This is a genomic window from Pseudomonas sp. R151218B TE3479 (assembly GCF_053629195.1).
Map to the genome: position 1 here is coordinate 3,164,708 of NZ_JBRJHV010000001.1, position 25,140 is coordinate 3,189,847.

Here is a 25,140-nt window from a genome sequence, read left to right on the forward strand (position 1 = left end):
CCAGTAGTGCGTGCCAGGCCAGACCGCCCAGCCCGCTACGCCAACCTAATTCTGGCGCCGTTTGCCCACATGCCAAAAACCAGTGCCACGCTGCTGATAATCGATGATGACGAAGTGGTGCGAGCCAGTCTCGCAGCCTACTTGGAAGACAGTGGTTTCAGCGTCCTGCAGGCCAGCAATGGCCAACAGGGTCTTCAGGTATTCGAGCAAGACAAGCCCGACCTGGTCATCTGCGACCTGCGCATGCCGCAGATGGGCGGACTCGAACTCATTCGCCAGGTGACCGAGATTTCCTCGCAGACCCCGGTGATCGTGGTGTCGGGCGCGGGCGTGATGAACGATGCGGTCGAGGCATTGCGCCTGGGCGCGGCGGACTACCTGATCAAGCCCCTTGAAGACCTTGCTGTGCTCGAGCACTCGGTGCGCCGGGCCTTGGACCGTTCGCGGCTGTTGGTGGAAAACCAGCGCTACCGCGAGAAGCTGGAAACCGCCAACCGCGAGCTGGAAGCCAGCCTGAACCTGTTGCAGGAAGACCAGAACGCCGGGCGCCAGGTGCAGATGAACATGCTGCCGGTCAGTCCCTGGACCGTCGACGATTTCCGTTTTGCCCACCAGATCATCCCGTCGCTGTACCTGTCGGGCGATTTTGTGGACTATTTCCGCGTCGATGAGCGGCGAGTGGCGTTCTACCTGGCGGACGTTTCCGGCCATGGGGCGTCCTCGGCGTTCGTGACGGTGCTGTTGAAGTTCATGACCACGCGGCTGCTGTTCGAATCCAAGCGCAACGGCACGCTGCCAGAGTTCAAGCCGTCGGAGGTCCTTGGGCATATCAACCGAGGCCTGATCAGTTGTAAGCTGGGCAAACACGTCACAATGGTCGGTGGAGTCATCGACGAGGAGACGGGTTTGTTGACCTATAGCATCGGCGGTCATCTGCCGTTGCCTGTGTTGTATACGCCAGACAGTGTTCGTTACCTGGAAGGGCGTGGTTTGCCGGTTGGCCTGTTCAACGAGGCCACCTACGAAGACCACGTACTGGAATTGCCACCGACATTCAGCTTGACGCTGATGTCTGATGGCATTTTGGACCTTTTGACAGAACCTACACTCAAAGAGAAAGAAGCGGCCTTGCCTGAACGGGTAAGCGCAGCGGGCGGTAGCCTGGAAGGCTTGCGTCAAGTGTTTGGATTAGCCACGCTCGGGGAGATGCCGGATGATATCGCCCTGTTAGTGTTGAGCAGGAACCTTTGATGAGTACCGGTAGAATCCAGTTCGCCGAGCAGGACGGCACCTTCGTCCTGAAGTTTGTCGGTGAAGTGCGCCTGACCCTGTGTTCGGCGCTGGATGCGACTATTGAGCGGATCTTCACTGCGCTGAACTTCAGCGCCATCGTGATCGACCTGACCGAAACCCGCAGCATCGACAGCACCACATTGGGCCTGTTGGCCAAACTGTCGATCCTGTCGCGGCAAAAGGTCGGCCTGCTGCCGACCGTCGTCACCACCCACAACGACATCACCCGTCTGCTGCAATCGATGGGCTTCGACCAGGTGTTCAACATCGTGGGCGACCCTGTGCCGTGTCCGGAGTGCCTGGACGACCTGCCTGATCAGGATCAGTCCGAAGAGGAAGTGCGGATCAAGGTGCTTGAAGCCCACAAGATCCTCATGGGGCTCAACGATTCCAATCGTGAAGCGTTCCATGATCTGGTGAATGCACTGGAGCGGCCTTGAGCCTTGGGCTTTGCGTAGGCTGCACCGGCTTCATCGCGAGCAAGCTCGCTCCCACAGGTTTTGTGGCGTTCTGACATCCCCTGTGGGAGCGAGCTTGCCCGCGATGGCGTTTGTCGACCCGCCACATCCCTTAAGCCAAGCCGCATAAAAAAGGGCGAACCCAACCAGGTTCGCCCTTTTTGCATGCCGGCTGAATCAGCTCAAAGCTTGGCTTGCAGCAATGCCTCCAGCTTCTCCTGGTCGCGGGCGAACTGACGGATACCTTCGGCCAGTTTCTCGGTCGCCATGGCGTCCTCGTTGGACAACCAGCGGAACTGCGCTTCGTTGAGGATCAAGCGTGCCTCCCCGGCTTGCCCTGGCGCCAGCTTGCGCTCCAGCTTGCCTTCGTCGGCGGCGAGTTTTTCCAGCAGGTCCGGGCTCACGGTCAAGCGGTCGCACCCGGCCAGTTGCTCGATCTGGTTGAGGTTGCGGAAGCTCGCGCCCATGACCACGGTCTTGTAGTCATTGGCCTTGTAGTAGTTGTAGATGCGCGTCACCGACTGCACGCCCGGATCATCCGCGCCGGTGTAGTCGTTGCCATTGGCTTTCTTGTACCAGTCGTAGATACGGCCCACGAACGGCGAAATCAGGAACACCCCGGCATCGGCACAGGCCGCGGCCTGGGCGAAGGAGAACAGCAGCGTCAGGTTGCACTGGATACCTTCACGCTCCAGCTGTTCGGCGGCACGAATGCCTTCCCAGGTGGAGGCAATCTTGATCAACACCCGATCCCGGCCAATGCCGGCCTTTTCGTACAGGTCTATTAAACGATGCGCACGTTTCAACATGGCTTCGGTGTCGAACGACAGGCGCGCATCCACCTCAGTGGAAATACGTCCAGGGATCACTTTGAGGATTTCTTGCCCGACCGCTACGGCAAAACGGTCGCTGGCCAGGCCCACATCGCCCTTGCAGTCCGCCACGCAGGCGTTCAGTTGCTCGGCGTAGCCCTGAATGGCCGACGCCTTGAGCAGCAGGGAAGGGTTGGTGGTGGCGTCCACGGGTTTGACGCGGGCGATGGCCTCGAAGTCGCCGGTATCGGCCACGACGGTGGTGAATTGTTTGAGTTGTTCCAGCTTGGAAGTCATGAGCGTGCTCTGTCCTATGGGTCCGTTGACATTACCCGAGGGCCGGCAGCCACTCAAGGGCGTGAAGAGGTATCGACGGCCCCAGCAGCAACAACCTGAAAACGGCTGTTTGAAAGGCCGGGGCGGTATCGGTAGATACGATGCCAAAACAGCGTGCAGGTTCAAAGCAAGTGACGGTTAACGCCCTTCCAGCAGTTGCCCCGCCTGATCCAGCAACGCCAGCGGATCCTTGGTTTTGTGGATGTCCACCGACAACAACTGCCGAAACCGCCGCGCCCCCGGAAACCCGGTGCCCAGCCCCAATACGTGCCGGGTGATGTGATGCATCGCCCCGCCAGCGGCCAGGTGATCGGCGATGTAAGGCCGCAACTGCGCCAGCGCCTCGGCCCGGGTGATGATCGGCGCGGTGCTGCCAAACAACTGCTGATCCACTTCGGCCAGCAGATATGGGTTGTGATAAGCCTCGCGCCCCAGCATCACACCGTCGAATGTCTGCAGATGCTTGTGACAGGCCTCCAGCGTCTTGATCCCACCGTTGAGCACAATCTCCAACTCCGGAAAATCCGCCTTCAACCGCGCGGCCACGTCATAACGCAGCGGCGGAATGTCGCGATTCTCCTTCGGCGACAGCCCCTCGAGGATCGCAATCCGCGCATGCACGGTAAAACTCGTGCAACCGGCCTCACGCACCGTCCCGACAAACTCACACAACTGTTCATAACTGTCCCGCCCATTGATCCCGATGCGATGCTTGACCGTCACCGGAATTGATACCGCGTCACGCATCGCCTTCACACAATCGGCCACCAACCCCGGATGCCCCATCAGGCACGCGCCGATCATATTGTTCTGCACCCGGTCGCTGGGGCAGCCGACGTTGAGGTTCACCTCGTCGTAGCCGTGCTCCTGGGCCATACGGGCGCAGGCGGCCAGGTCGCCAGGGACGCTGCCACCCAATTGCAGGGCCAGGGGGTGTTCGGATGAGTGATGGCGCAGGAAGCGTTCGTGGTCACCGTTGAGCAGCGCACCGGTGGTGACCATTTCGGTGTAGAGCAAGGCGTGTTTGGAGAGGATGCGTAGGAAGAAGCGACAGTGGGCGTCGGTCCAATCCATCATCGGGGCCACACTGAAGCGGCGGGACAAGGATTGCGGGGGAGCTGGGTAGAGAGACATTGGAGATCTGGATGGGGAGGCTGAGGGACGCAGTTTATCAGGAATGGGGTGGGGGAGGTTTGGGGGGCTGCATAAGTGTTTACCCCAGGAGCGTTTGGCTAAACCCTTGGGCTAGCTCGCGGTTCTGTAGTCCAGAATTTTGAGGGCTTAGGTACGTCTGGTTACGTTAGCTGCTGTGGACTACGCTCACTAGCAGGCTGTACTCGGCAAGACCCAAGGGAGGGGTGATGGCTATGCTTACTGAAGCCAAAAGGAAATGGATTGTTTGTGCCTTCCATGCTTGTCCCAATCCTGAAATCTTTGAAGGTTCTGACAACTTTAGAGACCTGCAGGATGCGATTATCCAGTCAGTTTTCAATATGCGGTCAAATCAACCCATTGAAAGTTTTAGCTTCCTTGAACAGTGGGCGATGCAGACCTATTGGACGTACCCTGAGCGTGCTGATGGGGACATATTGGGGGACTTTGAAGCGGGATCGGAGCTGGCACAGTACGCGGTCGACCTCTACAAACTGCATAAAGATGGGATCTTCGAGCCCCACGTGGTTTTAGACTTGATCGGCACCGATCATGTTCATCCCGCCCTTGGGGTAGTGTTGCTAAAAGGCCCGGCATTGCCGCTGCAAACCCAAGCCAAGCTTGCCATGACTTGCAAGGGGTTTCGTGACGGATTTGGCTACGATCCTTTTGAAGGGGGGCATAGGAAGATTGAATCGACAATTGCGATGGATGATGTGGTCAATCAGCTGGCATTGCACGCCTATCGATTTATTTTCAATGCGATAGCGCCCGCTGTTTCTAATGCAAAATTGCGCGCCGGTGACCTTGAGGTCAAGAAAATATCTTCAGAAACGGGCTATTCAACAAAGAGCGGTGACCGGACATTACTGTATACCAATTGTCTGGCCAAGACTGAAGAGGGCAGTTTTGCGGTTAACTTTCTCGATGGCTTCGGAGCCTTGGCTGAAAAGTTTAAGCTTGATAAAAAGCAGTATTCAGGAAGGAATTCACTTGTGCACGCTGAAATTCGACATCTTGAAACTCAGCTTCAAGCAGGAAAGCGGACGTTCATGAATGTCTACGTTGATAAGTTTTGTTGTACCTTCTGTGCGATCCAGTACATAGTTTTTGGAGCTATGGATAAAACCGCTGGGGCGGTGTTCAATACGACGTTGAACTGGTATACCTTCTCGCCCTATGTTGTCTATTTCAAATCAAATAGAACCAAGATGTGGGGGGCGGATGTGGAGAGGATATTCGCTATTTTGCCGGCCGGTGAGAAACTGAAATTTCTCAAATGTTTGTTCGTGGCATCTAAGAGTGGAAGCAGTCCGCAGGCCCCCATGATAAATCTGAGTGTTATCGAAGACACGATTATTGGTTATATTGAATTTACTCGGTCATGAATGATCAGGTCCCCTATCCCCTTGGCGGGGGTGGACTCCATCGGTGCAGGTAAAGAGTAAGGGATTCAGTTCTGATTTGAAACGACAAGGACAGTTGAGAGTGAAAGTAGGCTTCATCGCATCCCGGGGGATTTTATCGCTCATTCACCATTACTTTCCTTCGCGGACATGGCCAACGGGAAGACGCTCTATTCACAACGATGTGCCATGTGCCACGGAGCGGATCTCAAGGGCACAGGCCCCTTGGCCAGGAAAAGCAATCCGCCCTCGCCTGACCTGACGACGTCTTCTTTTCAGAAAAGACTGAAGGGTTATCCAGGCGTTATCGTCTCGTCGATCATACTTCGTCCAAATGGCGACTTGATTCCGAGAACGTTAAAAGAGAACGGAGTGAAGCTGCCACCGTTTGCCTGGAAGGTTCAGGATCTGCGCGATCTGAACCAATACATGGTGGGTGCGATTTCAAGGTAGGAGAGGGGGCGAGTCCATCGACCTGATCGGATAAACCTGTAGTCATTGGCTCATGGTCAGGTGGGTGATGGTTTCGCTATTGAGCTCCACCAGGCTCAAGGCGCCATCCCCAAAGGAACAGCCGGTGTCGATATAGACAACGTTGCCCAGGCGCGTGACGCTAGGCACCGTCGAATGACCGACATAGAGCCGGTGGATGCCCTTGATTGGCTCGTGGTTTTGCTCCTCGATTTTTCCCCTGGCATACAGGGCCATGCTCAGCGCGCGCAGGCGGCAAATTTCTCCCAGTTGCCCTGACAAGGCTTGTTTGGCTTGCTGCCAGTCGTCACCTTTTTGGGTCAATGGGGCTTCGGCGTGCACGATGCCGACGGTTTCGCCGTCCGGTAAGTCGACTTCAATGATCCACGGCAGCGCCTGGAGGGCCTTGGCGAGTTCTTGTTGAAGCATTGGTGCAAGTTCATAGAGCCAGGCCCCGCCGTTTCGGATGTGCCGGGGTATGTCGCCGTCCCCGGAGACGCCATCGATGAGCATCTGTTCGTGATTGCCTCGCACGGCATGAAACCAGGGTTGCGAGAGCCAATCGAGCACTTCCACGGAGTCAGGGCCGCGATCAATCAGGTCGCCGACGGAGAAAAGGCGATCCCGTTCACCCTCGAACTTCGAACGCTGCAAAAGTGCGCTCAGAAGTTTGAAATGGCCATGAACATCACCCACGACAAAGTCACGGCCTTCTGGGTTGGAGGGGAATGTGTTTAGTATATTCATGCAGGTGTTCTAGGGGTCGAAAGTGGTGAAGACACGGATGGCGAGTATCAGCTGCCGCTATCTTACGGACTAAGCGGGTTGCCAATACATTTTTCAAACACCTGCTGCATGGGGCCGAGGGTGCAGTGGTAGGCCGCGATGTTGGCGTCGATCCACTCTTCTTTCTCAATACCCCACCAACTGATCTCAAAACCGGCATTCATGATGAGATGCTCGAAGAGAATCCGTTGGGCGCGGCCATTTCCTTCGCGAAAGGGATGGATCACATTGATATCTGAGTAAGTTTCCGCAACGGCACTGATCAAGTCTGTGCGGCACAGGCCCTCGAACCAGTTCTGCGCCGCCATGCCTTTGAAGATCTTCCCGGCTTGCGCTTCCATGAATTGCGGTTGGCAGAAACGGGTGTCCTGCTTGGCCATTCCAACGGTTCGCAATTGTCCGGCCCATTCATACAAGTCGCAAAAGAGCACCTGATGAATGCCTTGAAGATAGACCAGGCCGTAAGGAGGAGGGCTGAATTCTACGTTGTCCGCTGCGATGGCGGAGAGTTGCTGTTCGGCTTCGCTTAGGGTCGGTTCGTCACGGATATCGAGTTTGTTGCGAAGGACCGCGGAGCCAGGGTAGCAGTAAGCGTCTTCACCGACTCCATATTTGTCAGGCATCAGGTTCAGTTCGGGTGAAGGCCTTCAAGACCTCTTCGCGCGTTGGCATTTTGCGTTCGCCGTCCGCGAAGGTCGTTTTGAAGCCTTCCAGGCGCAGGCTGGCCGCGTAGTTGGATCTGCGCGTCCTGGCGGCATAGGCCTTTTTGGTTTCAAGGCTGACATTGCCCATGGGGCTGGACCTCAATCGCGTTGGTTGGCCGATTATAGCCCATCCCACTGGCATGGCCTGCGTCACGGCCTGGGCGACTCATGGCAGGTGTCGAATTGACCAATGGCGCTTGCATCGCGGCGCTTCTCAAAATACTGTGTTTATATCCAGTATGTGAGTTCACTTCATGCAGCTTATCGCCAAGCTCGGCATTCTCGCCGATGCTGCCAAGTACGACGCTTCCTGCGCCAGCAGCGGTGCCCCCAAGCGTAGCTCCCGTGGTCGTGAGGGGTTGGGGGCCACCGATGGCATGGGCATTTGCCATAGCTATACGCCGGATGGGCGCTGCGTTTCGTTGCTGAAGGTGTTGCTGACCAATTTTTGCCTGTACGACTGTCAGTATTGCGTCAACCGTCGTTCCAGCAACGTGCCGAGGGCGCGCTTCACGCCGGAGGAGGTGGTGCGGCTGACCTTGGATTTTTATCGCCGCAACTGCATCAGTGGGTTGTTTTTGAGTTCGGGCATCATTCGCTCGGCCGATTACACCATGGAGCAGTTGATACGAGTGGCGCGGTTGTTGCGGGAGGAGCACCAGTTTCGTGGCTATATCCACCTCAAGACCATTCCCGATGCCGATCCGCTGTTGATCGAGGAAGCGGGGCGGTTGGCTGATCGCTTGAGCGTGAATATCGAACTGTCCTCGGATATCAGCCTCAAGCGCCTGGCACCGGAAAAGCAGTTGACGACCATCCGCCAAGCCATGGGCACCATTCATCAGGGACAACAGGCGGTGGCCGGCGAGCCACGGGCGCCTCGCTTCGCCCCGGCGGGGCAGAGCACGCAGGTGATTGTGGGGGCGGATGCGACTGATGATCACGCCATCCTGAGCAACGCCGAGTCGCTCTACCAGGGGTACGGTTTGCGGCGGGTTTACTATTCAGCGTTCAGCCCGATTCCCGACAGCCCCGCCAGCGTGCCCCTGGCGGCACCGCCGTTGCTGCGCGAGCACCGGCTTTATCAGGCCGACTTTCTCATGCGCGGTTATGGCTACAAGGCAGGCGAGCTTTTGAGCGAAACCCACAACCTGGACTTGGACATCGACCCCAAGCTGGCGTGGGCGCTGGCCAATCGCGAGGTGTTCCCGCTGGATATCAATCGTGCCGAACCCGCATTGTTGGCGCGTATTCCGGGGATTGGCCTGCGTAGTGTGCAACGCCTGGTTGCACTGCGCCGGGAGCGGCGGGTGCGTTATGACGACCTGGTGCAGTTGCGGTGCGTGCTGGAGAAGGCGCGACCGTTCATTGTCACCAGCGATTACCGGCCTGCCGACGCCCAGGTGCGCAGCGGTTTGCTGCGGGCGCGGTTGCGTGACCCCCAGCGGCCTGTACAGATGGGGCTTTGGTCGTGATTGCCCTGGATTGCGAGGATGATTTCGCTACGTGGCGGGACCAGGCTCGAACGCTGCTCGGCCACGGCATCGACCCGAGCGATGTCACATGGGCCCAGGGCCCGATGGCCGACTTGTTGGCCGTGCCGGCGCCGCTGCCCCAAGGGCCGGGCCCGTTCCGTACGCGGGTTCCCGCGGCCTTGCTGACCCAACTCGAACAGGCTGGCCGCTACCAGGGCGAACAGCGCTGGAACCTGCTGTACGAAGTACTTTGGCGGGTTGCCCATGGCGACCGCACCGCAATGCTCGCGGGCGACCGCCTGGGCAGTGAGCTGCAGCGGCGGATCAAGCAGGTCCAGCGCGAGGCTCATCACCTGCATGCCTTCGTGCGCTTCATCCCCTTGCCGCAAGCATTGGCCGAGCGACTGCAACTGGATTTGGTCGCCTTTCACCAGCCGGCCCATGACATCCTCGAAAGTGCCAGCGGCCATTTTGCCGAGCGATTGGGGCAACAACGCTGGCTGATCGCAACGCCTCGCGACGGTATCCGTTTCGATGGGCAGTCGTTGGATTACCAGCGACGTTGTCCCGAGCAGTGGCAGCATTGGGCGCGTCACGCTGAAGATCCCGGCGCTGAGCTGTGGCGAACCTATTACAGGCACATCTTCAACCCGGCGCGGCTCAATCCCCAGGCGTTGCGTCAGCACATGCCGGGGCGATTCTGGCAGCACTTGCCGGAGGGAGAGTTGATTCCGCGCCTGGTGGGTTTGGCGCGGCGGGGAAAGCAGCGGGATGGGCAGGCGTTGGAGGTGGGGGAGAAAATGGGCAAGCGGATCATTGTGGGTGAAGGCACTGAGGTAAGACAGTGCCTTGCTCCTGAGTAAATCGATCTTCTCGGTTCATACCGACGCTTTGGCTTTACCGGGCTTGGATGCGTCCACCATCTTGTGCAGCTCCTCAGTCATGGCGGCTAGGCGCTTTTCCAGATCCTTCACGTCGGACCGGGTAATACCGTTTGCATAGGGTTTAACTGTTCGGGTTCGCTTTTGGGCTGCCGGTGACAGATTGTGGGCAGTTTCAGATATCAAAGCCTGACGCAGTAGATTGTTGATGAGTGTCTGATATCCAGTACCAGCACTTTCGGCGCGTTCGCGAGCGGCCTCGATCACGTCCTCATCAAGCATGATGGTTATGCGGGTTTTGCCTTTGCTGCTTGCAACCGCCCCACGCTTGGCTGTGCTGAAATCGTATTCTTCTTTCATGGGTTCAACCTCCCAGGTACTGACGTAGTTCTTTTTTGGAGGCTAGTCGTGCGCTGATAAGACGAACGAAATCTGGCTCACGGTAGGTGTATGCAACGACGAGTACACGACCGCAGGCGTCTTGCCCCATGATAATCCACCGCTTTTCATCATGATCATTATCCTCACGCTCAAGAGCCATTTCGTCATAAAACACAGCTTCGGCATCGGCCAGGCTCACCTTGTGTAGGACGGGTGCGCTCAACAATACGATGAAACCTCAGCCCTTGCTTATGGCGTTGAGCGCTCATTCGTATCGAAATCATTCTTTGCATCCCACCGCCTGAACTGCTGAGTCCAGCTCCGGACACCTCCATCGGAAATTTCCCTCAAGCTGCGTCGCTCCCGCTGACTATCCACCCAATCACCTCGTGCGCTAAGTTTTCTCCGTCGCTGCAAATTCAGCGAGAGGGTGTGGAAGCCCTTGTGAAAACCTAGCGCGTTGCACCGCTAAATTAAAAAGCAGACGCTTTTCCTAGGTCTGCTGTTAAATTACGGCGGCTGTACGCGGGGCGCCTTCGGGTGCGCCGGGTCCTAGGTTCTCGGTCTTCCACACCCGCGTACAGCTGCCACCCACCAAGTGGAAGTGGTGAAGGCAGTTCCTTTACATAACCTAGGTACAAGCCAATGAAAAAACTCACCCCCAATCCTCCGAAAGCCACAGCCAATCCAAGGTGGCTTTCGTCTAGCGTCACCCACGAACATTTCCTGCCAAGTATCCGAATCTCAATCCCGGATTCGCTCCCTTCGCCAGTGGCATCCCAATCCGCCACTGACCTCCCATTCCCGCAGGAGTAACCCCATGTCCCGCCCCATGCCCATCACCGGTATCGAAAACAATTTCCACGCGCTCTTGATCGACACTGAAGCACCGTTGGACGTGTTGCACGACACCGCCGCTTACCGCATCGCCGCTGTCACCCAGTTACTGGAAAACCTCGCCATGCGTTCCGACATCAGTACGGACGCGGTGGTACTCCAGGATTTTGCCCAAGTGCTGGCGATTCCCCTGCGCGACGGGTGTGATTTGCTGGATGTGATCGGGCGGCGATTGCAGGCGCAGGTTTTGGCGTCGTAATGGAAGTGGGTGACCTCACAAGGTCGCCCGCATTGCCTTGCTCATCATCCTGTGCAGCCTGGAACCTGTGGGAGCGAGCTTGCTCGCGATAGCAGTGGGGCAGTTGATGGCGATGCTGGATGTGATGCCGTCATCGCGAGCAAGCTCGCTCCCACAGTTTTTTCCGAGTTGTTCATAGATACTGCGTTCACCACAAATCCCTGTGTGGGAGCGGGCTTGCTCGCGAAAGCGGTGTGTCAGTTTGCAGGATGCTGGTTGTGTTGACGTCTTCGCGAGCAAGCCCGCTCCCACAGGGTTTGGTGGGTACACAAATGTTGCGTACACCCTCAATTCACTGTGGGAGCGAGCTTGCTCGCGATAGCGGTGGGTCAGTTGATGGTGATGCTGAATGTGATGCCGTCATCGCGAGCAGGCTCGCTCCCACAGTTTTTTCCGGGTTGTTCACAGATAGTGCGTTCACCACAAATCCCTGTGTGGGAGCGGGCTTGCTCGCGAAAGCGGTGTGTCAGTTTGCAGGATGCTGGATGTGCTGCCGTCTTCTTGAGCAAGCCCGCTCCCACAGGGTTTGGTGGGCACACAAATGTTGCGTACACCCTCAATCCGCTGTGGGAGCGAGCTTGCTCGCGATAGCAGTGGTTCAGTCGATGGCGATGCTGGATGTGATGCCGTCGTCGCGAGCAAGCTCGCTCTCACAGTTTTTTCCGAGTTGTTCATAGATACTGCGTTCACCGCAAATCCCTGTGTGGGAGCGGGCTTGCTCGCGAAAGCGGTGTGTCAGTTTGCAAGATGCTGGATGTGCTGCCGTCTTCTTGAGCAAGCCCGCTCCCACAGGGTTTGGTGGGTACACAAATGTTGCGTACACCCTCAATTCACTGTGGGAGCGAGCTTGCTCGCGATAGCGGTGGGTCAGTTGATGGTGATGCTGAATGTGACGCCGTCATCGCGAGCAGGCTCGCTCCCACAGTTTTTTCCGGGTTGTTCACAGATAGTGCGTTCACCACAAATCCCTGTGTGGGAGCGGGCTTGCTCGCGAAAGCGGTGTGTCAGTTTGCAGGATGCTGGATGTGCTGCCGTCTTCTTGAGCAAGCCCGCTCCCACAGGGTTTGGTGGGCACACAAATGTTGCGTACACCCTCAATCCGCTGTGGGAGCGAGCTTGCTCGCGATAGCAGTGGTTCAGTCGATGGCGATGCTGGATGTGATGCCGTCGTCGCGAGCAAGCTCGCTCTCACAGTCAATCGGTGTGTACCTACCCTTTGCGAACAACGCTTGGGTGGTGTTGATCAGTTCGCACTCGGTGCGCTGCCCAGCCGATGCAACGAAGCACCCTCCAACGTCTTCCACAACTTGCGCATCGTCGGATTGCGATTGGCAATCGCACAGTACGAGCGAATCTCCAATCGCGTGCTCCATTGCTCGCCGCCGGCCCGAACCAACAACCCACGCTCCAACTCGTCGGCCACCGCACTCTGCGGCAACCAGGCCACGCCGTAGCCCTCGATGGCCATGCGCATCAGCAGCATCGCCATGTCCGCCTCATAACAGCGCTCCAGCGCGATCGGTTCAGGGCCGTTGTTGATGACGATGTCGGCGACGCGCCCGAGGAATGTCGTTGCCGTGTAGGCCAGGTAGGGCACCGGTTTGCCGGCGCGACCGGGCAGGCGGAACAGCGGTTCGCCCTTGCGGTTGGGCGCGCATAAGGGGATGAACGCGTCGTGGCCGAGCACCAGGCTGCCAAAATGCTCGGCGTCCAGCAGGATGGGGGCAAGCGGGTGATGGTAGACCATCATCAAGTCACAACTGCCTTCCTCCAAGGCAATGACGGCGTCATGAATGTTGGCGGCCACCACCCGGGCGTTGAACTGCTCGTTGTGTTGCTGGAACTGCGAGAGCCACTTGGGCAGGAAGGTCATCGACAGGCTGTGGCCGGCGGTGATCTGGATGGAGCGTCCCGGCATTCGTTCCACGTCCCGCAGCGTCGAGCGCAACCTCATTAATCCGGCGAGGGCCTCTCGGCTTTCATCGCAGAATGTGACGCCCGCGGGGGTGAGCTGGACAGGGTAGGTGCCCCGGTCCACCAGCTTGACGCCCACCCATTCCTCAAGTGAGCGGATACGCCGGGACAAGGCCGATTGTGTTACGCATCGAACCTCGGCCGCGCGGGAAAAGTTATTCCATTCGCCAATCGCCAGAAGATCATCCAGCCATTTGAGTTGCATATCGAGAAACTCCCCCTGTGAGAGCGCGATTTTAGTGGGAAATCCCCCGGTATAGCGCGGCCTTTCGCTAACTATTCTGAAAGCGCATGGGGTTAGCCGGATTACTCATCATCCTCCCGGATCCGCTCCTTAGAATCGATCCTGCCAAGTAAAAAATTCCAAGAACTACTTGAGGACAGCACCGTGAAGAAGAATAAGCTCCCACGTCGAATTGCAATGGGCATTGCCCTGGGCGTGCTGGTCGGTTGGGCGTGTCACCATTTCGCAGGGAGCGAGCAAAGTGCCAAAGAGATCGCCAGTTACTTCTCGATAGTCACTGATATTTTCCTGCGCATGATCAAGATGATCATCGCGCCCCTGGTATTCGCAACGTTGGTGGGCGGTATCGCCAGCATGGGCAATTCTCGCTCTGTCGGCAGGATCGGGGTCCGAGCGATGGCCTGGTTTGTCACCGCCTCGGTCGTCTCGCTGCTGATCGGAATGGGGCTGGTCAACCTGTTTCAACCTGGTGCGGGGCTGAACATGGACGTGGCCCAGCACGCAACGGCGGCCGTGCCGGTCAATACCGGCGACTTCAGTCTCAAGGCGTTCATCGGCCATGTGTTTCCCCGCAGCATCGCCGAAGCGATGGCCAACAACGAGATCCTGCAGATCGTGGTGTTTTCGCTGTTCTTCGGCTTTGCGTTGGCGGGGGTGAAGCGGGCGGGTTACACCCGGATCAGCGATTCCATCGAAGAGTTGGCGAAGGTGATGTTCAAGATCACCGACTACGTGATGGCTTTCGCGCCGATTGGGGTGTTTGCCGCCATCGCCTCGGCAATCACCACCCAGGGGCTTGGCTTGCTGGTGGATTACGGCAAGCTGATCGCCGAGTTCTACCTGGGGATCCTGATTCTCTGGGCGTTGCTGTTCGGTGCCGGCTACCTGTTCCTCGGCCGCTCTGTTTTCCACCTCGGCAAGCTCATCCGTGAACCGATTCTCCTGGCCTTTTCCACCGCCAGCAGTGAGTCCGCCTACCCGAAAACCATCGAGGCGCTGGAGAAATTTGGCGCGCCAAAACGTGTGTCCAGCTTCGTATTGCCCTTGGGCTATTCGTTCAACCTTGACGGTTCGATGATGTACCAGGCGTTTGCCATCCTGTTCATCGCCCAGGCCTACAACATTGATCTGAGTTTCACTCAGCAGTTGCTGATTCTTCTGACACTGATGATCACCAGCAAGGGCATGGCCGGTGTCGCCCGGGCTTCGGTGGTCGTGGTCGCCGCCACATTGCCGATGTTCAATCTTCCCGAGGCGGGACTGCTGTTGATCATCGGCATCGACCAGTTTCTCGACATGGCCCGCACGGCCACCAATGTGGTGGGTAACAGCATTGCGACGGCGGTTGTCGCCAAATCCGGACCCCACGAAGAAGCCGGCGAGGAAGAGGGTGGACATGCACTGGATCGGTCACGATCCGAGCCAGTGCCGGTGGCTTGAGGAGAGACTCATGAAGGCTAAAGCGAAGTCCAGCCACAAGGCTTCTGTGGTGCGCAAGTTGGGGATCGTCGGTGGGCTTGGGTCGCTGGCCGGGGGCGATCTGTTCTACAAGTTGGTCAAGTCCCGGGCGGTGCTCGAGGATCAGGGGCGCTACCATTTCCTGTTCGAGCAGCACCCTTTCAAGGATGTGCTGCTGCCGCTGGACCAGGGCGCGAACATGACGTCGCGCAAGTTCTATGTGTTCCAGGTGTGCAAGTCGTTCGAGGACAGTGGCTTCGATGCGGTGATGCTTCCATGCTTCGCCAGCCACACCTTTCGCGCTGAAATCGAGGAGGCGCTGGCCATTCCCGTGCTGGACATGATGGCCGCCTTGACCCAGCACGTCAGCCACACGGTGCCGTCCCAGGCGACGTTGGGAGTGATCGCCTCCGACTTTGTGCGCCATTGCGGATTGTTCGAGCGACATTTCGGCAAAGACTTTCAGATCGTTTACCCCGATGCAGACGCTCAAGCAGGGTTGATGGAGGCGATGTACGGCCTCAATGGCATCAAGGACGGTCATCTCGAAGGCGTGCCGCTTGAGGCGGTCTATCGGGCGTGTCTCTCATTGCAGGCCCAGGGTGCGACGGTGACCCTGCCTGGCATGACCGAGCTTTCCCTGGTCTGTGCCGACTTGCAACGTCGCGGGGTCACCGTGCTGGACATCAATGAGATCTATGCTGACTTCGCGACGCTGAACCAGCAGCCCAGGCGCCCACCCTTCAAGCTGGGCATCGTGGGGGGCGTCGGGCCTGCCGCCACGGTGGATTTCATGGCCAAGGTGGTGGCCAATACGCCAGCGGGAAAGGACCAGGACCATATCAAGATGGTGGTCGAGCAAAACCCCCAGATCCCGGATCGGACGGCGAACCTGTTGCGGGATGAGGCCGATCCGACGATGGCGATGTACGCCACATGCAAACGTCTCGAAAGTGCCGGTGCCAACGCCATCGCAATTCCCTGCAACACCGCCCATGCCTTCGTTGAGCGGATCCAGGCGCACCTGAGGGTGCCCATCGTGAACATGCTGAGCGAGACGGTGGCGTGGATCGCGCGCACTTATGGTTCGGGAAAGGCGATTGGCCTGCTGGCGACGTCCGGTACGGTGCAGAGTCAGGTTTATCACCAGGCGGCGCGTCATGCCGGGCTCCAGCTCCTTACGCCAGGTGTCGATTACCAGGCGATGGTCATGGACGCCATCTACGGACCGCGGGGTATCAAGGCTGGCTTCACACAGGGGCTCTGCAGGGAGCAATTGTTGCTGGCGGCTGAGCACCTGTGCGAGTTGGGGGCGGGGGTGTTGATCCTGGGGTGTACGGAGTTGCCGCTGGTGCTGGAACATTGCGAAGCGTTCGATATCAATGGGCACAGGGTGGCGCTGGTCGATCCGACGATGATCTTGGCGTTGAGGTGCGTGACGTTGGCGCAGAGGGCTGACAAGCCGATGAGCGTTCTGAAAACGTCGAAGGATGTTGCTGCTATCTGACGGTTGAAATTTGGCCATTGTGGCGAGGGAGCAAGCTCCCTCGCCACAATGAGTCAAACCTGAATCTATCAAACCGCCTTGGTGTGATTGGCCGGCCCACGCATCGCCGCAATGTCCCGCTTGGGCGGGACGCCAAACAAGCGGGCGTATTCGCGGCTGAATTGCGAAGGGCTTTCACAGCCCACCTTGAAGGCCGCACTTGCCACGTCCATGTATTCGTTGAGCATCAAGCGTTTGGCTTCGTTCAACCGCAGCCACTTCTGGTATTGCAGCGGGCTCATCGCCGTGAGCTGGCGGAAGTGGTGGTGAAACGTCGTCGTCAGGAAGGGCGACCGTTGGGCGCCTGGAGTTGGTGGCACATTGATGGCTTGTTATGCTTTGGGTTTGTTATCCATCACGTTGGTTCATTGTGACGACCGAGCGAATTTCCCAATTAGAGCAAGCCCTTATGGCCGTGATCGCCGCGGCCGGGAAGATGGGCATCAGCAGCGATGAATTGTGCGCACAGGCCGTGGGCGGGCTGATATCCGATCCGTACTGGAGCTGGGCGGATGTTCGATACGCGCAAGGTGCGGCTGACGAAATCGACAATGCCTTGAATGGACTTGTGGGAAGGCCGGCCCAAGAACTGACGCTGCCGGTGCCCGGAGGCGATCCAGCACTCGAATCAGCGCCGCAGATCTAGCGTGCTCTCCAATGAAAATGGGCGACCAAGGGTCGCCCATTTGCGTTACAGGCCAAGGCCTTCTTCTACCAGCGAGAGCAAGGCGTCTTCGTCCAGAGTGGCAGGTTCAGGGCGCTCTTGCCCCGTCGAGCGCAGGGCCTGGATATGCCAGCGCGATTCACCATGCTCGCCAAGCGTGCGCACGATGCAGTGTTCCTGCCCCTTCATATGGACTTCAATGCAGCCCTCTCCCTTGGCCGAGAAGCGCGCAATCGGGTCGAATGAAATGCGGCGATGATTGCCTTCGATCATCAGTTGGTCGATGGCGTAGTTGTACGTCGAACCGCTGGAATGACTTTCAAAGACGTGGGTGGGGTTGCGCCGGATGTCCAGGCCCGCCTCGCACACGGGCGCCAGCCAGGTTTCGATCTGGCGATACAGCTCGTAGACCTGGGCCGGCCAGTGCTCGATCGCCAGGTCGGCGCAGTTGTCGGTATCGGCGCGGGTCTGCTGGGTTTTTCTCAGTTTGGCCGCTAGCTCGTCTGCCTTGCTCATGTCGATTCCCTGTCGTGATGATAGGTTGAGCTTAGCTGATGGGCAGAGGTGTCCATTTGCGCTGGGTCATGGGAGCAAGCGCCTTCGCCACATGAAAGCATTGCCTGAGCGTTCTGTTCATTTCGGCAATGCTTAAACGGCTAAGGCGCTGATCACGTGTTTCGGATCATTATGAATCGCCCGCAGCAGCGCTTTAGCGGGGCCGGTAGGCTCGCGTCGTCCCTGCTCCCAGTTGCGAAGCGTGCCCAGTTGGACATCGATCAATGCTGCGAATTTGGCTTGGGTCAGGCCGGTAGCCTTGCGTATCTCTTTCACTTGCAACGCATCGACGATGAATTCCCGTGACGGCTGGCGCTCGCCTCGGACGATTTCATCCATCTGTTGTACGCTTTCCATCAGCTCATCGAAAAATTTGCTCATGGTTATCTCCAGTGCTCGACAATCAATTTCAACGCTTTTCGTTGATCGACAGTCAAGTCTTGCTGTTCATTTTTCGGATATATCATCAGTAACGCGATCCGCGAAGCATGGACGAAGTGGTAGTAGATCACCCTGGCTCCCCCCCGTTTGCCATGGCCTTTGGCTGCGATACGAATCTTTCGGATCCCCCCGGTGGCTTCCATAACCTCACCAGCGGAAGGATTGCAGACCAGTATTTTCTGTAGGACAGCGAAATCATCGTCATCCATCAGTTCTTTGACCCGACGGGTAAAAATTGGAGTTTCAATAAAAATCATTGCTAATGTACGCCAGTGGCTTACTTTCGAGCAATCCTATTGAACCCCGCTCTCCGATGCACCCCGTGGGTTGTAACCAAATTCGGGGTGCCCGATGATCAAGGCAAGACATAGACGAGCACCCACCATGCACATGACAGCTCTAAGCAATAACGACCTGGGACCCTTGCGCGATGCGCTCACCCAGGCCGGGCTACCCGTGGACGACCTGTCATATTCCGGTCGACAGTTCTTCAGCTTCAACCACCAGGGTGTCGACGTGGGGTTTGCTGGCATCGAGGGGGAGGGGGCCGAGCGGTTGCTGCGTTCGTTGGTTGTCCTTGAGGGGCAGCGGGGCCGGGGGGCTGGTGTGGCGGTGCTGGCCGCTGTCGAAGCGTTTGCAAGACGCGAGGGGGTGGAGCGGCTCCATCTGTTGACCGACAGCGCCGCCGCGTTTTTTACCGGCCAGGGCTATCTGCCGGAGGATCGCTCGCTGGCGCCCGCGTCGATCAGCGCGACGGCCCAGTTCAAGACCTTGTGCCCGGCCTCGGCGACGTACCTGAGCAAGCGCCTCGTTTAGCGCAGCAAATGCACCGCCAGCCCGGCCAGCCCACACGCCAGCAACACCTGGATCACCCCGCGCTTGTAGCGAAAGAGCGCAACGGCCGCAGCAATCGCGATAATCGCTGACGGCCAGTCCAGGGCACCTGCAAAACCGTTGGGCCAGAGCACGTGATAACCGAAGAAGCAGGCCAGGTTGAGGATTACCCCGACCACCGCCGCGGTGATCGCGGTCAGCGGTGCGGTGAATTTCAACGAATTGTGGGTCGATTCCACCAGCGGGCCGCCAGCCAGGATGAACAGGAACGAGGGCAGGAACGTGAACCAGGTCACCAGCGTGGCCGCGACGGCCCCGGCGAGGAAGGCCTGCTCGGGGCCGAACACCTGCATCACGTAGCCTCCGACGAAACCGACGAAGGCCACGACCATGATCAGCGGCCCGGGCGTGGTTTCGCCCAGGGCCAGGCCGTCGATCATTTGGGTCGGCGTCAGCCAGCCGAAGTGCCCGACGGCGCCCTGGTACACGTAGGGCAAGACCGCATAGGCACCGCCGAAGGTCAGCAGCGCGGCCTTGGTAAAGAACCAGGCCATTTGCGTCAACGTGCCGCCCCAGCCGAACACGGCGGTCAGCAGGCCCATGGGCACGATCCACAACAGGGCACCGACGACCACCAGGCGAGCCAACCTGGCGGCGCTGAACCGGGCGTGGTCCGGGGTCGGCGTGTCGTCGTCGATCAAGGCGGGGCCGAAGGATTTGTGCTGGGTATCGTGACCGCCCAGGCTGAATTTTTCCGGTGCCCAGCGACCGCCGAAATAACCGATGGCAGCCGCACCCAGCACGATCAGTGGGAAGGGGAGATCAAGGGCAAAGATCGCGATGAACGATGCCGCCGCAATCGCCCACAGCCAATTGTTCTTGAGTGCGCGGGAGCCGATTCGGTGGGCGGCATGCACCACGATGGCCGTCACGGCCGGTTTGATGCCATAGAAGATACCCGCCACCACCGGCACTTCGCCAAAGGCGATGTACAGCCACGACAACGCGATGAGGATGAACAGCGAAGGCAGTACGAACAACGCGCCGGCGATCACTCCACCCCAGCTTCGGTGCATCAACCAGCCCAGGTACGTCGCCAATTGTTGGGCCTCAGGCCCCGGCAGCAACATGCAGTAATTGAGGGCGTGCAGGAAGCGCCGCTCGGAAATCCAGCGCCGCCGTTCCACCAACTCCTGGTGCATGATCGAGATCTGCCCCGCTGGGCCGCCGAAACTGATGAAACCCAGTTTGAGCCAGAACCAGAACGCTTCGCGCAGGCTGACGGCGCCGGGTCGGGTCAGGGCTTGTTCATCAGCGATTCGGGTCGGTTGGCTCATGGTCGACGTTGCACCTGGAAGTCAAAGGCGACCATACGTTATGGTGCGTTACGCAATTTAGATAGCCCCCAGGAAGGTTTGTTTGTAAAGAGGATCGGTAGCGAGGGGAGCTTGCCCCGTGTAGGAGCTGTCGAGTGCAACGAGGCTGCGATCTTGTCCCAGACAATTGAGTCGAAAGTGAACCATCAAGATCAAGATCAAAAGATCGCTGCCTTCGGCAGCCCCCTTCGACAAGCGGAAATTTCTTCGTTCTGAAGCGGGCATTTTTGCTGGCACAGGGGCGGTTTTTTGGATCCACTCCAGCCACCCATCGGCTCCACTGCACAGGCAAATTGCCGCCTCACAAGCGGTAGGCTAAGCTCACGAATATTGGGGGTTATGCGCGAATTCGCGCATGCTTTGCCCTCTTCAGGAATTCGCTTGCCAATCTCCATCTACGATCCTTTTCATATCCCTGCCGATGCCCTGAAACGCCTGCCGCTGCTCAAAGCCGCAGTTACGTTTATCGCGGCAGTGTGCCTGTGCCTGTGCGGTTTGCTTTACCTGCAGTTGGAGCAATCTCGCAACCACGACGTGGAGTCGGCCCGCATCGCCTCGGCCACCCTTACCCGGGCCATGGCCCAGCAGGCCCAGGACACCTTCCTCCAGGCCGATCTGGTCCTGGCCAGTCTGGCGGATTGGATGCAGGTCGACGGTTTTGGTCCTGCGGTTCAGCCACGTTTGCAGCAAACCTTCGCCCGACGCGTGCAATCGCTTGAGCAGTTGCATGGCCTGTTCCTGTTCGACAAGCACGGCCACTGGATCACTACCTCCTTCGACGACCTGCACAGGGGCGCAGGAGTGGCGGATCGAGACTATTTCGTTTTCCACCAGCAGAACGCCTCCCTGATCGCCCATATCGGTCCGGCGATCCGCAGCCGGCAAAACGGTGAGTGGATCATCCCGGTTTCCCGGCGCTTGAATGACCGCGACGGCAACTTCCAGGGCGTGTTGCTGGCCGGCATCAAAATGTCCTACTTCGACCGGTTCTTCAAAAGCTTCAGCCTGGATGAGCAAGGCGAGATGGCCCTGGCTTTGGCCGACGGGACGCTGTTGGCCCGGCGCCCCTTCGATGAGGCGCGGATTGGTCGCCCGTTGGCCGAGGAACATATCTACAACCATGCCCTCTCGAGAGGAATGTCTGGCGATGCGATCATCCGTTCAGATGTCGACGGTGTCGTCAGGCTGTATGGGCATCAACATTTACAGGCTTACCCGTTGGTGGTCACCGCCGCGCTGTCCGAAGAATCGATCCTGGCGGGCTGGCACGACCGGGCTTTCCAATCCAGCCTCATCGTGGGCCTGGTGGTCCTGGGCATTTGCTTGTTCGGCTGGGTCTTCGTGCGCCAGGTACGCAACAGCGAAAAGATCGAAGCGGACTTGCGCAAGGCGCAGGAGGCGTTGGAACTGATCGCCACCCATGACAGCCTCACCGGGCTGGCGAACCGGCGTCTGTTCGAACGGGCCCTGGATATCGAGTTCGGTCGGGGCGCTCGTCAGCGCAGTCCCTTGAGCCTGATCATGCTCGACATCGATTTTTTCAAACGCTACAACGACGCCTATGGGCACGTGGCCGGGGATCACTGCCTGGCGGAAGTGGCCAAGGTGCTCAAGGATTGCTGCCATCGCAAGGCCGATCTGGCGGTACGGTATGGCGGCGAAGAATTTGCCGTACTGCTGCCCGACACCAACCTTTCGGGGGCCATGGCGTTGGCCGAGCAGATCCGCCGCAGCGTCATCGACAAGCACATCACCCATTCCGGCTCCCCGACCGGCTTTCTCACGGTGAGTCTGGGCTGCTATGCCTTTGTGCCCAGCAGCCTGGACAACATCGAAGTCTTCATCCAGCGCGCCGATGCGGCGCTTTACCAGGCCAAGCACAATGGCCGCAACCGGGTGGCGGTGTTATCGACAGAAAACGGGCTCGATACGTTGGCGCGCTCGGATCGTTGAGATCGATTGGAATCATCGGCCGTGGGCCACGGTCAACTATTCAGGCATCGCGCTGGTGACCTTCAAAAGGTGTGTAGGCTCTTTCGCAAAAGACCGTGGGCTCGCCAACTGATCGAGTAGTGGCTGCTAAGGTTGGGAGTGACTGGCCTCGGTCCTCACCTTTCCAGGTATCGAAGCCAGCGTTGACAGGATAGGAGCAGGTCAATGGATTCCACTGCCGATACCCCTTCGAGCACTGCACGTCATACCCCGATTACCCGTCGCCTGGTCGTGGCCGTCGCGGGGCTGTTTGTCCTGGGTGTCCTGGTGGCGATTGCCGCGCTGTTCAACATTGCGCAAAAGCTCGACGCGGAGGATGTGCGCAAGACGCATTTCTATATCGAACGCGCCCTCGAGAATCGCATCACTGCTTCGAAAAACTACATCGCCAGTTATGCCTACTGGACCACGGGCTACGAGCGCCTCAACGGTGAAGTCGATGTGCAATGGGCCTACGCCGAACAAAACATGGGCAAGACCCTGTTCACCAACGATGAGTACGAAGGCGTGTTTGTCATCGATCGGCAACGCACCAAATATGCCGTGGTGCGTGGGCGCAATGTCCAAGGTGATGCCGGGGTTTACGTGAACGCACCGCTCACGGAGCTGGTGGACCAGCTCCAGGCGCAGCCCGACCTGACAATGGCGACGATCCGTTACACGTTGTTCGAGGGCTGGCCGGCCGTCGTTACTGCTTCGGTGATTCTGCCCAACGATGAACGGCCCCAGGTCGAGGCCAAAGGCACCTCGGTCCTGTTGTTCGTCGACCAGCTGACGCCCGTCAAGCTACGCAAACTGGGCAAGAGCTATGGCCTCATCGATTTGAATCTGAAGAAGGATACCGAACTTGAGCCCGGCCAGCCCGCCGTGCCGCTGGACAGTACCGGCTACAGCCTGGTGTCCCGACTGGAACGTCCGGGCCAGCACTTGCTCTGGTCCCTGGTGCCGCCGCTGGGGGGCGCATTGCTGATTCTGGCACTGCTGACCGCTTACTTTTTTCGCTATGCATTGCGCACGGCACGGCACGTGGACGCCAGTTACGACAGCCTGGAAAGATCGGCGCACGCCCTTGAGGCCAGCGAAGAGCGCTTCCGGGCCGTGGCCGAGGCCGCCTCCGACTGGATCTGGGAAATCGACGGTCAGCAGCGCATCACTTATCTGTCGGGGCGCTTCAGTACGGTCACCGGGTTTTCCGACCAGCAATGGCTGGGGCAGGACATCGAGCAGTTGTTGTATTGCGACACCACGCCAATCGCCCTCTGGTTAGGCAAGCTGACGGAAGAACAGAGCGCCAGCAACTTGCGCTGCTCCTACCGCGATCATTCCGGGCAGTTGCGCTTCTGTCGGGTGTCGGCGCGCCCGATCTACAGCAAGGCCGAGGTGGTGGGTTATCGCGGCACCGCCAGTGACATCACCGACGAAGTGGCGGCCCACGCCCAGGTCCAGCATCTGTCGATGCACGATGCGCTGACCGGTTTGCCAAACCGCAACAAGCTGGCGCGGCACCTGGATGATGCGCTGGTGGCCAAGGAGCATTCCGCCCCCCTGGCGTTGCTGATGGTGGACCTGGACAACTTCAAGCCGATCAACGACTCCCTCGGTCATCCGGCCGGCGACGCGGTATTACTGGAAGTGGCCCAGCGGTTGCGCGACGGTACCCGCGAGCAAGACCTGGTGGCGCGCCTGGGGGGCGATGAGTTCGTGGTGGTGCTCAGCGGAGTGGAAAACACCAACGAGATCGATCGATTCTGTGAGCGGCTGATCGACAGGCTGCAGCAACCGATCCTCTACGAAACCCATTCGCTGCACATTGGCGCCAGCATCGGTATCGCGGTGAGCCGCCGCCAGGGTTATGTGCCCGGTGAACTGATCCGTTGCGCCGACATTGCCTTGTACCAGGCCAAGTCCGAGGGCAAGAAAACCTGGTGTTATTTCGCCTCGCAAATGAACGATCAGATTCAGCAGCGTCGCCAACTGGAAAGCGATTTGCGCCAAGCCGTGAAGAACAACGAATTCATCCTGCATTTCCAGCCGCGCTACACCGTCGATGGGCGCAATATCGTGGCGGTCGAGGCCTTGGTTCGCTGGCAGCATCCGACCCAAGGCATGTTGGGCCCTGATGCCTTTATTCCTTTGGCCGAGCAAACCGACCTGATCGTCCCGCTTTCTCGTTGGGTGTTGCGCGAGGCCTGCGAAACCGCGCTGACCTGGCCGGGGGAACTGATGGTTTCGGTCAACCTGTCGCCGGCGCAGTTCGAGCGCAGCGATGTGGTGGAAGATGTGCGCAAGGCGCTGATCGAAACCCGTTTCCCGGCGAGCCGCCTGGAGCTCGAGATCACTGAAAACGTCATGCTCAACGACGTGGATGGGGCGCTCCAGGTCATGAATGCCCTGAAGGAGCTGGGCGTGCGCTTGAACATGGACGACTTCGGTACCGGTTATTCGTCCCTCGGTTACCTGCGCACCTATCCATTCGACGGCATCAAGATCGACAAGCGCTTCATCGCTTCCATGAGCAACAGCAGCAACGACCGCGCGGTGGTGCAGGCGATCATCAACCTGGGCAAGGCCATGGGGCTGACGGTCACCGCCGAAGGCGTGGAGACCCTGGCCCAGCTCGGTTCATTGGGCTCGGACCAGTGCCATGAAGTGCAGGGATATTTCCTCAGTCGGCCGATCGACAAACACGCCTTCGCGCAGTTGCTGGAGAACGGCAAGCCCTTGCCGAAAACAGGCTCATGAAGATCGTTGCAACCACCGCGTCCG

The 25,140-nt window shown here is 58.7% G+C and carries 24 protein-coding genes and 2 pseudogenes; 13 read left to right on the forward strand and 13 right to left on the reverse strand.

The window, feature by feature from the left end:
• Window positions 1-69: 69 nt before the first annotated feature.
• Both rssB and rssC read left to right on the forward strand, forming a co-directional pair.
• Window positions 70-1,251 (forward strand): two-component system response regulator RssB, encoded by a 1,182-nt coding sequence (gene rssB, locus AB7M32_RS14055; protein WP_053120765.1) that lies wholly within the window; start codon window positions 70-72, stop codon window positions 1,249-1,251.
• Window positions 1,251-1,733 (forward strand): anti-sigma factor antagonist RssC, encoded by a 483-nt coding sequence (gene rssC / locus AB7M32_RS14060; protein ID WP_025212773.1) that lies wholly within the window; start codon window positions 1,251-1,253, stop codon window positions 1,731-1,733. Before rssB ends, rssC begins: the two co-directional genes overlap by 1 nt.
• A gap of 200 nt (window positions 1,734-1,933) precedes the next feature.
• Here the strand turns inward: rssC and tal are convergent, their stop codons facing one another.
• Together tal and dusA are read right to left on the reverse strand one after the other, a co-directional pair.
• Window positions 1,934-2,860, reverse strand: coding sequence for a transaldolase (tal, locus tag AB7M32_RS14065; RefSeq protein WP_072407787.1), 927 nt, complete (start codon window positions 2,858-2,860; stop codon window positions 1,934-1,936).
• A 177-nt stretch (window positions 2,861-3,037) separates the two neighbouring features.
• The gene (gene dusA / locus AB7M32_RS14070) at window positions 3,038-4,033 is read right to left on the reverse strand and encodes a tRNA dihydrouridine(20/20a) synthase DusA (protein WP_454250239.1); all 996 of its coding nucleotides are present in this window, start codon (window positions 4,031-4,033) and stop codon (window positions 3,038-3,040) included.
• Between the two features lie 227 nt (window positions 4,034-4,260).
• On the opposite strand from dusA, the gene AB7M32_RS14075 reads away from it, so the two are divergent.
• Entirely contained in the window at window positions 4,261-5,439 is a 1,179-nt protein-coding gene (locus AB7M32_RS14075) for a hypothetical protein (protein WP_454250240.1), read from the forward strand.
• A gap of 100 nt (window positions 5,440-5,539) precedes the next feature.
• Window positions 5,540-5,910, forward strand: a pseudogene (locus AB7M32_RS14080) (c-type cytochrome).
• Between the two features lie 42 nt (window positions 5,911-5,952).
• On the opposite strand, the gene AB7M32_RS14085 reads toward AB7M32_RS14080, so the two are convergent.
• From AB7M32_RS14085 to AB7M32_RS14095, 3 genes are all read right to left on the reverse strand, one after another.
• Entirely contained in the window at window positions 5,953-6,675 is a 723-nt protein-coding gene (locus tag AB7M32_RS14085) for a metallophosphoesterase (protein WP_454250241.1), read from the reverse strand.
• A gap of 62 nt (window positions 6,676-6,737) precedes the next feature.
• A complete protein-coding gene (locus AB7M32_RS14090; protein ID WP_454250242.1) occupies window positions 6,738-7,337 on the reverse strand; it encodes a putative adenosine monophosphate-protein transferase Fic in 600 nt (199 codons plus the stop codon).
• Entirely contained in the window at window positions 7,330-7,506 is a 177-nt protein-coding gene (locus AB7M32_RS14095; protein ID WP_454250243.1) for a YhfG family protein, read from the reverse strand. Before AB7M32_RS14095 ends, AB7M32_RS14090 begins: the two co-directional genes overlap by 8 nt.
• A gap of 166 nt (window positions 7,507-7,672) precedes the next feature.
• Here AB7M32_RS14095 and AB7M32_RS14100 point away from each other — a divergent pair, with 166 nt between their 5' ends.
• A complete protein-coding gene (locus tag AB7M32_RS14100) occupies window positions 7,673-8,893 on the forward strand; it encodes a putative DNA modification/repair radical SAM protein (protein ID WP_103308883.1) in 1,221 nt (406 codons plus the stop codon).
• Window positions 8,884-9,756, forward strand: coding sequence for a TIGR03915 family putative DNA repair protein (locus tag AB7M32_RS14105; protein WP_454250244.1), 873 nt, complete (start codon window positions 8,884-8,886; stop codon window positions 9,754-9,756). Before AB7M32_RS14100 ends, AB7M32_RS14105 begins: the two co-directional genes overlap by 10 nt.
• Before the next feature lie 15 nt (window positions 9,757-9,771).
• Here AB7M32_RS14105 and AB7M32_RS14110 read toward each other — a convergent pair whose 3' ends face one another.
• Complete coding sequence (locus tag AB7M32_RS14110) at window positions 9,772-10,134, reverse strand: DUF6364 family protein (RefSeq protein WP_454250245.1); 363 nt, start codon at window positions 10,132-10,134, stop codon at window positions 9,772-9,774.
• Window positions 10,135-10,138: 4 nt separating this feature from the next.
• Complete coding sequence (locus AB7M32_RS14115; protein ID WP_454252139.1) at window positions 10,139-10,387, reverse strand: BrnT family toxin; 249 nt, start codon at window positions 10,385-10,387, stop codon at window positions 10,139-10,141.
• Between the two features lie 588 nt (window positions 10,388-10,975).
• Here AB7M32_RS14115 and AB7M32_RS14120 point away from each other — a divergent pair.
• Window positions 10,976-11,251, forward strand: a complete 276-nt coding sequence (locus tag AB7M32_RS14120) for a hypothetical protein (protein ID WP_454250246.1) — start codon at window positions 10,976-10,978, stop codon at window positions 11,249-11,251.
• Between the two features lie 1,282 nt (window positions 11,252-12,533).
• Here the strand turns inward: AB7M32_RS14120 and AB7M32_RS14125 are convergent.
• Window positions 12,534-13,469, reverse strand: a complete 936-nt coding sequence (locus AB7M32_RS14125; RefSeq protein ID WP_454250247.1) for a LysR substrate-binding domain-containing protein — start codon at window positions 13,467-13,469, stop codon at window positions 12,534-12,536.
• Window positions 13,470-13,652: 183 nt separating this feature from the next.
• Here AB7M32_RS14125 and AB7M32_RS14130 point away from each other — a divergent pair, with 183 nt between their 5' ends.
• Complete coding sequence (locus AB7M32_RS14130; protein WP_454250248.1) at window positions 13,653-14,948, forward strand: dicarboxylate/amino acid:cation symporter; 1,296 nt, start codon at window positions 13,653-13,655, stop codon at window positions 14,946-14,948.
• A 10-nt stretch (window positions 14,949-14,958) separates the two neighbouring features.
• Complete coding sequence (locus AB7M32_RS14135; protein WP_454250249.1) at window positions 14,959-16,473, forward strand: amino acid racemase; 1,515 nt, start codon at window positions 14,959-14,961, stop codon at window positions 16,471-16,473.
• Between the two features lie 68 nt (window positions 16,474-16,541).
• Here AB7M32_RS14135 and AB7M32_RS14140 read toward each other — a convergent pair.
• Window positions 16,542-16,790, reverse strand: a pseudogene (locus tag AB7M32_RS14140) (helix-turn-helix domain-containing protein); the annotation flags it as partial.
• Window positions 16,791-16,921: 131 nt separating this feature from the next.
• Here AB7M32_RS14140 and AB7M32_RS14145 point away from each other — a divergent pair.
• Window positions 16,922-17,158, forward strand: coding sequence for a hypothetical protein (locus tag AB7M32_RS14145; RefSeq protein WP_454250250.1), 237 nt, complete (start codon window positions 16,922-16,924; stop codon window positions 17,156-17,158).
• A gap of 45 nt (window positions 17,159-17,203) precedes the next feature.
• On the opposite strand, the gene AB7M32_RS14150 is transcribed toward AB7M32_RS14145, so the two are convergent.
• The 3 genes from AB7M32_RS14150 to AB7M32_RS14160 all read right to left on the reverse strand — a co-directional run bounded on the left by AB7M32_RS14150 (window position 17,204) and on the right by AB7M32_RS14160 (window position 18,429).
• Window positions 17,204-17,692, reverse strand: coding sequence for a hypothetical protein (locus AB7M32_RS14150; protein WP_454250251.1), 489 nt, complete (start codon window positions 17,690-17,692; stop codon window positions 17,204-17,206).
• 132 nt (window positions 17,693-17,824) lie between these two features.
• Entirely contained in the window at window positions 17,825-18,112 is a 288-nt protein-coding gene (locus tag AB7M32_RS14155) for a helix-turn-helix domain-containing protein (protein ID WP_058545613.1), read from the reverse strand.
• Between the two features lie 2 nt (window positions 18,113-18,114).
• On the reverse strand, window positions 18,115-18,429 hold the full coding sequence (locus AB7M32_RS14160) for a type II toxin-antitoxin system RelE/ParE family toxin (RefSeq protein WP_106269851.1): 315 nt from the start codon (window positions 18,427-18,429) through the stop codon (window positions 18,115-18,117).
• Between the two features lie 127 nt (window positions 18,430-18,556).
• Here AB7M32_RS14160 and arsN2 point away from each other — a divergent pair, with 127 nt between their 5' ends.
• Complete coding sequence (gene arsN2 / locus AB7M32_RS14165) at window positions 18,557-18,988, forward strand: arsenic resistance N-acetyltransferase ArsN2 (protein WP_454250252.1); 432 nt, start codon at window positions 18,557-18,559, stop codon at window positions 18,986-18,988.
• Here arsN2 and chrA read toward each other — a convergent pair.
• Window positions 18,985-20,343: a chromate efflux transporter gene (gene chrA, locus AB7M32_RS14170; protein ID WP_454250253.1), complete on the reverse strand. Its 1,359-nt coding sequence runs from the start codon at window positions 20,341-20,343 to the stop codon at window positions 18,985-18,987. The genes arsN2 and chrA overlap by 4 nt on opposite strands.
• 420 nt (window positions 20,344-20,763) lie before the next feature.
• Between chrA and AB7M32_RS14175 the strand changes: the two genes are divergently transcribed.
• Both AB7M32_RS14175 and AB7M32_RS14180 read left to right on the forward strand, forming a co-directional pair.
• Window positions 20,764-22,335 carry a sensor domain-containing diguanylate cyclase gene (locus tag AB7M32_RS14175; protein WP_454250254.1) on the forward strand — a complete coding sequence of 524 codons (1,572 nt, stop codon included), beginning with the start codon at window positions 20,764-20,766 and terminating at the stop codon, window positions 22,333-22,335.
• Window positions 22,336-22,539: 204 nt separating this feature from the next.
• Window positions 22,540-25,116, forward strand: coding sequence for a bifunctional diguanylate cyclase/phosphodiesterase (locus AB7M32_RS14180; protein WP_454250255.1), 2,577 nt, complete (start codon window positions 22,540-22,542; stop codon window positions 25,114-25,116).
• The last annotated feature ends 24 nt before the right edge of the window (window positions 25,117-25,140 follow it).

Coding starts and splice junctions, on each gene's coding strand:
- AB7M32_RS14085 (WP_454250241.1), bottom strand. CDS start 6,675: ATGAATATACTAAACACATTCCCCTCCAACCCAGAAGGCCGTGACTTT.
- tal (WP_072407787.1), bottom strand. CDS start 2,860: ATGACTTCCAAGCTGGAACAACTCAAACAATTCACCACCGTCGTGGCC.
- AB7M32_RS14120 (WP_454250246.1), top strand. CDS start 10,976: ATGTCCCGCCCCATGCCCATCACCGGTATCGAAAACAATTTCCACGCG.
- dusA (WP_454250239.1), bottom strand. CDS start 4,033: ATGTCTCTCTACCCAGCTCCCCCGCAATCCTTGTCCCGCCGCTTCAGT.
- AB7M32_RS14180 (WP_454250255.1), top strand. CDS start 22,540: ATGGATTCCACTGCCGATACCCCTTCGAGCACTGCACGTCATACCCCG.
- AB7M32_RS14090 (WP_454250242.1), bottom strand. CDS start 7,337: ATGCCTGACAAATATGGAGTCGGTGAAGACGCTTACTGCTACCCTGGC.
- AB7M32_RS14160 (WP_106269851.1), bottom strand. CDS start 18,429: ATGATTTTTATTGAAACTCCAATTTTTACCCGTCGGGTCAAAGAACTG.
- AB7M32_RS14135 (WP_454250249.1), top strand. CDS start 14,959: ATGAAGGCTAAAGCGAAGTCCAGCCACAAGGCTTCTGTGGTGCGCAAG.
- AB7M32_RS14155 (WP_058545613.1), bottom strand. CDS start 18,112: ATGAGCAAATTTTTCGATGAGCTGATGGAAAGCGTACAACAGATGGAT.
- AB7M32_RS14110 (WP_454250245.1), bottom strand. CDS start 10,134: ATGAAAGAAGAATACGATTTCAGCACAGCCAAGCGTGGGGCGGTTGCA.
- AB7M32_RS14125 (WP_454250247.1), bottom strand. CDS start 13,469: ATGCAACTCAAATGGCTGGATGATCTTCTGGCGATTGGCGAATGGAAT.
- rssC (WP_025212773.1), top strand. CDS start 1,251: ATGAGTACCGGTAGAATCCAGTTCGCCGAGCAGGACGGCACCTTCGTC.
- AB7M32_RS14100 (WP_103308883.1), top strand. CDS start 7,673: ATGCAGCTTATCGCCAAGCTCGGCATTCTCGCCGATGCTGCCAAGTAC.
- arsN2 (WP_454250252.1), top strand. CDS start 18,557: ATGCACATGACAGCTCTAAGCAATAACGACCTGGGACCCTTGCGCGAT.
- AB7M32_RS14145 (WP_454250250.1), top strand. CDS start 16,922: ATGGCCGTGATCGCCGCGGCCGGGAAGATGGGCATCAGCAGCGATGAA.
- AB7M32_RS14075 (WP_454250240.1), top strand. CDS start 4,261: ATGGCTATGCTTACTGAAGCCAAAAGGAAATGGATTGTTTGTGCCTTC.
- rssB (WP_053120765.1), top strand. CDS start 70: ATGCCAAAAACCAGTGCCACGCTGCTGATAATCGATGATGACGAAGTG.
- AB7M32_RS14095 (WP_454250243.1), bottom strand. CDS start 7,506: ATGGGCAATGTCAGCCTTGAAACCAAAAAGGCCTATGCCGCCAGGACG.
- AB7M32_RS14150 (WP_454250251.1), bottom strand. CDS start 17,692: ATGAGCAAGGCAGACGAGCTAGCGGCCAAACTGAGAAAAACCCAGCAG.
- chrA (WP_454250253.1), bottom strand. CDS start 20,343: ATGAGCCAACCGACCCGAATCGCTGATGAACAAGCCCTGACCCGACCC.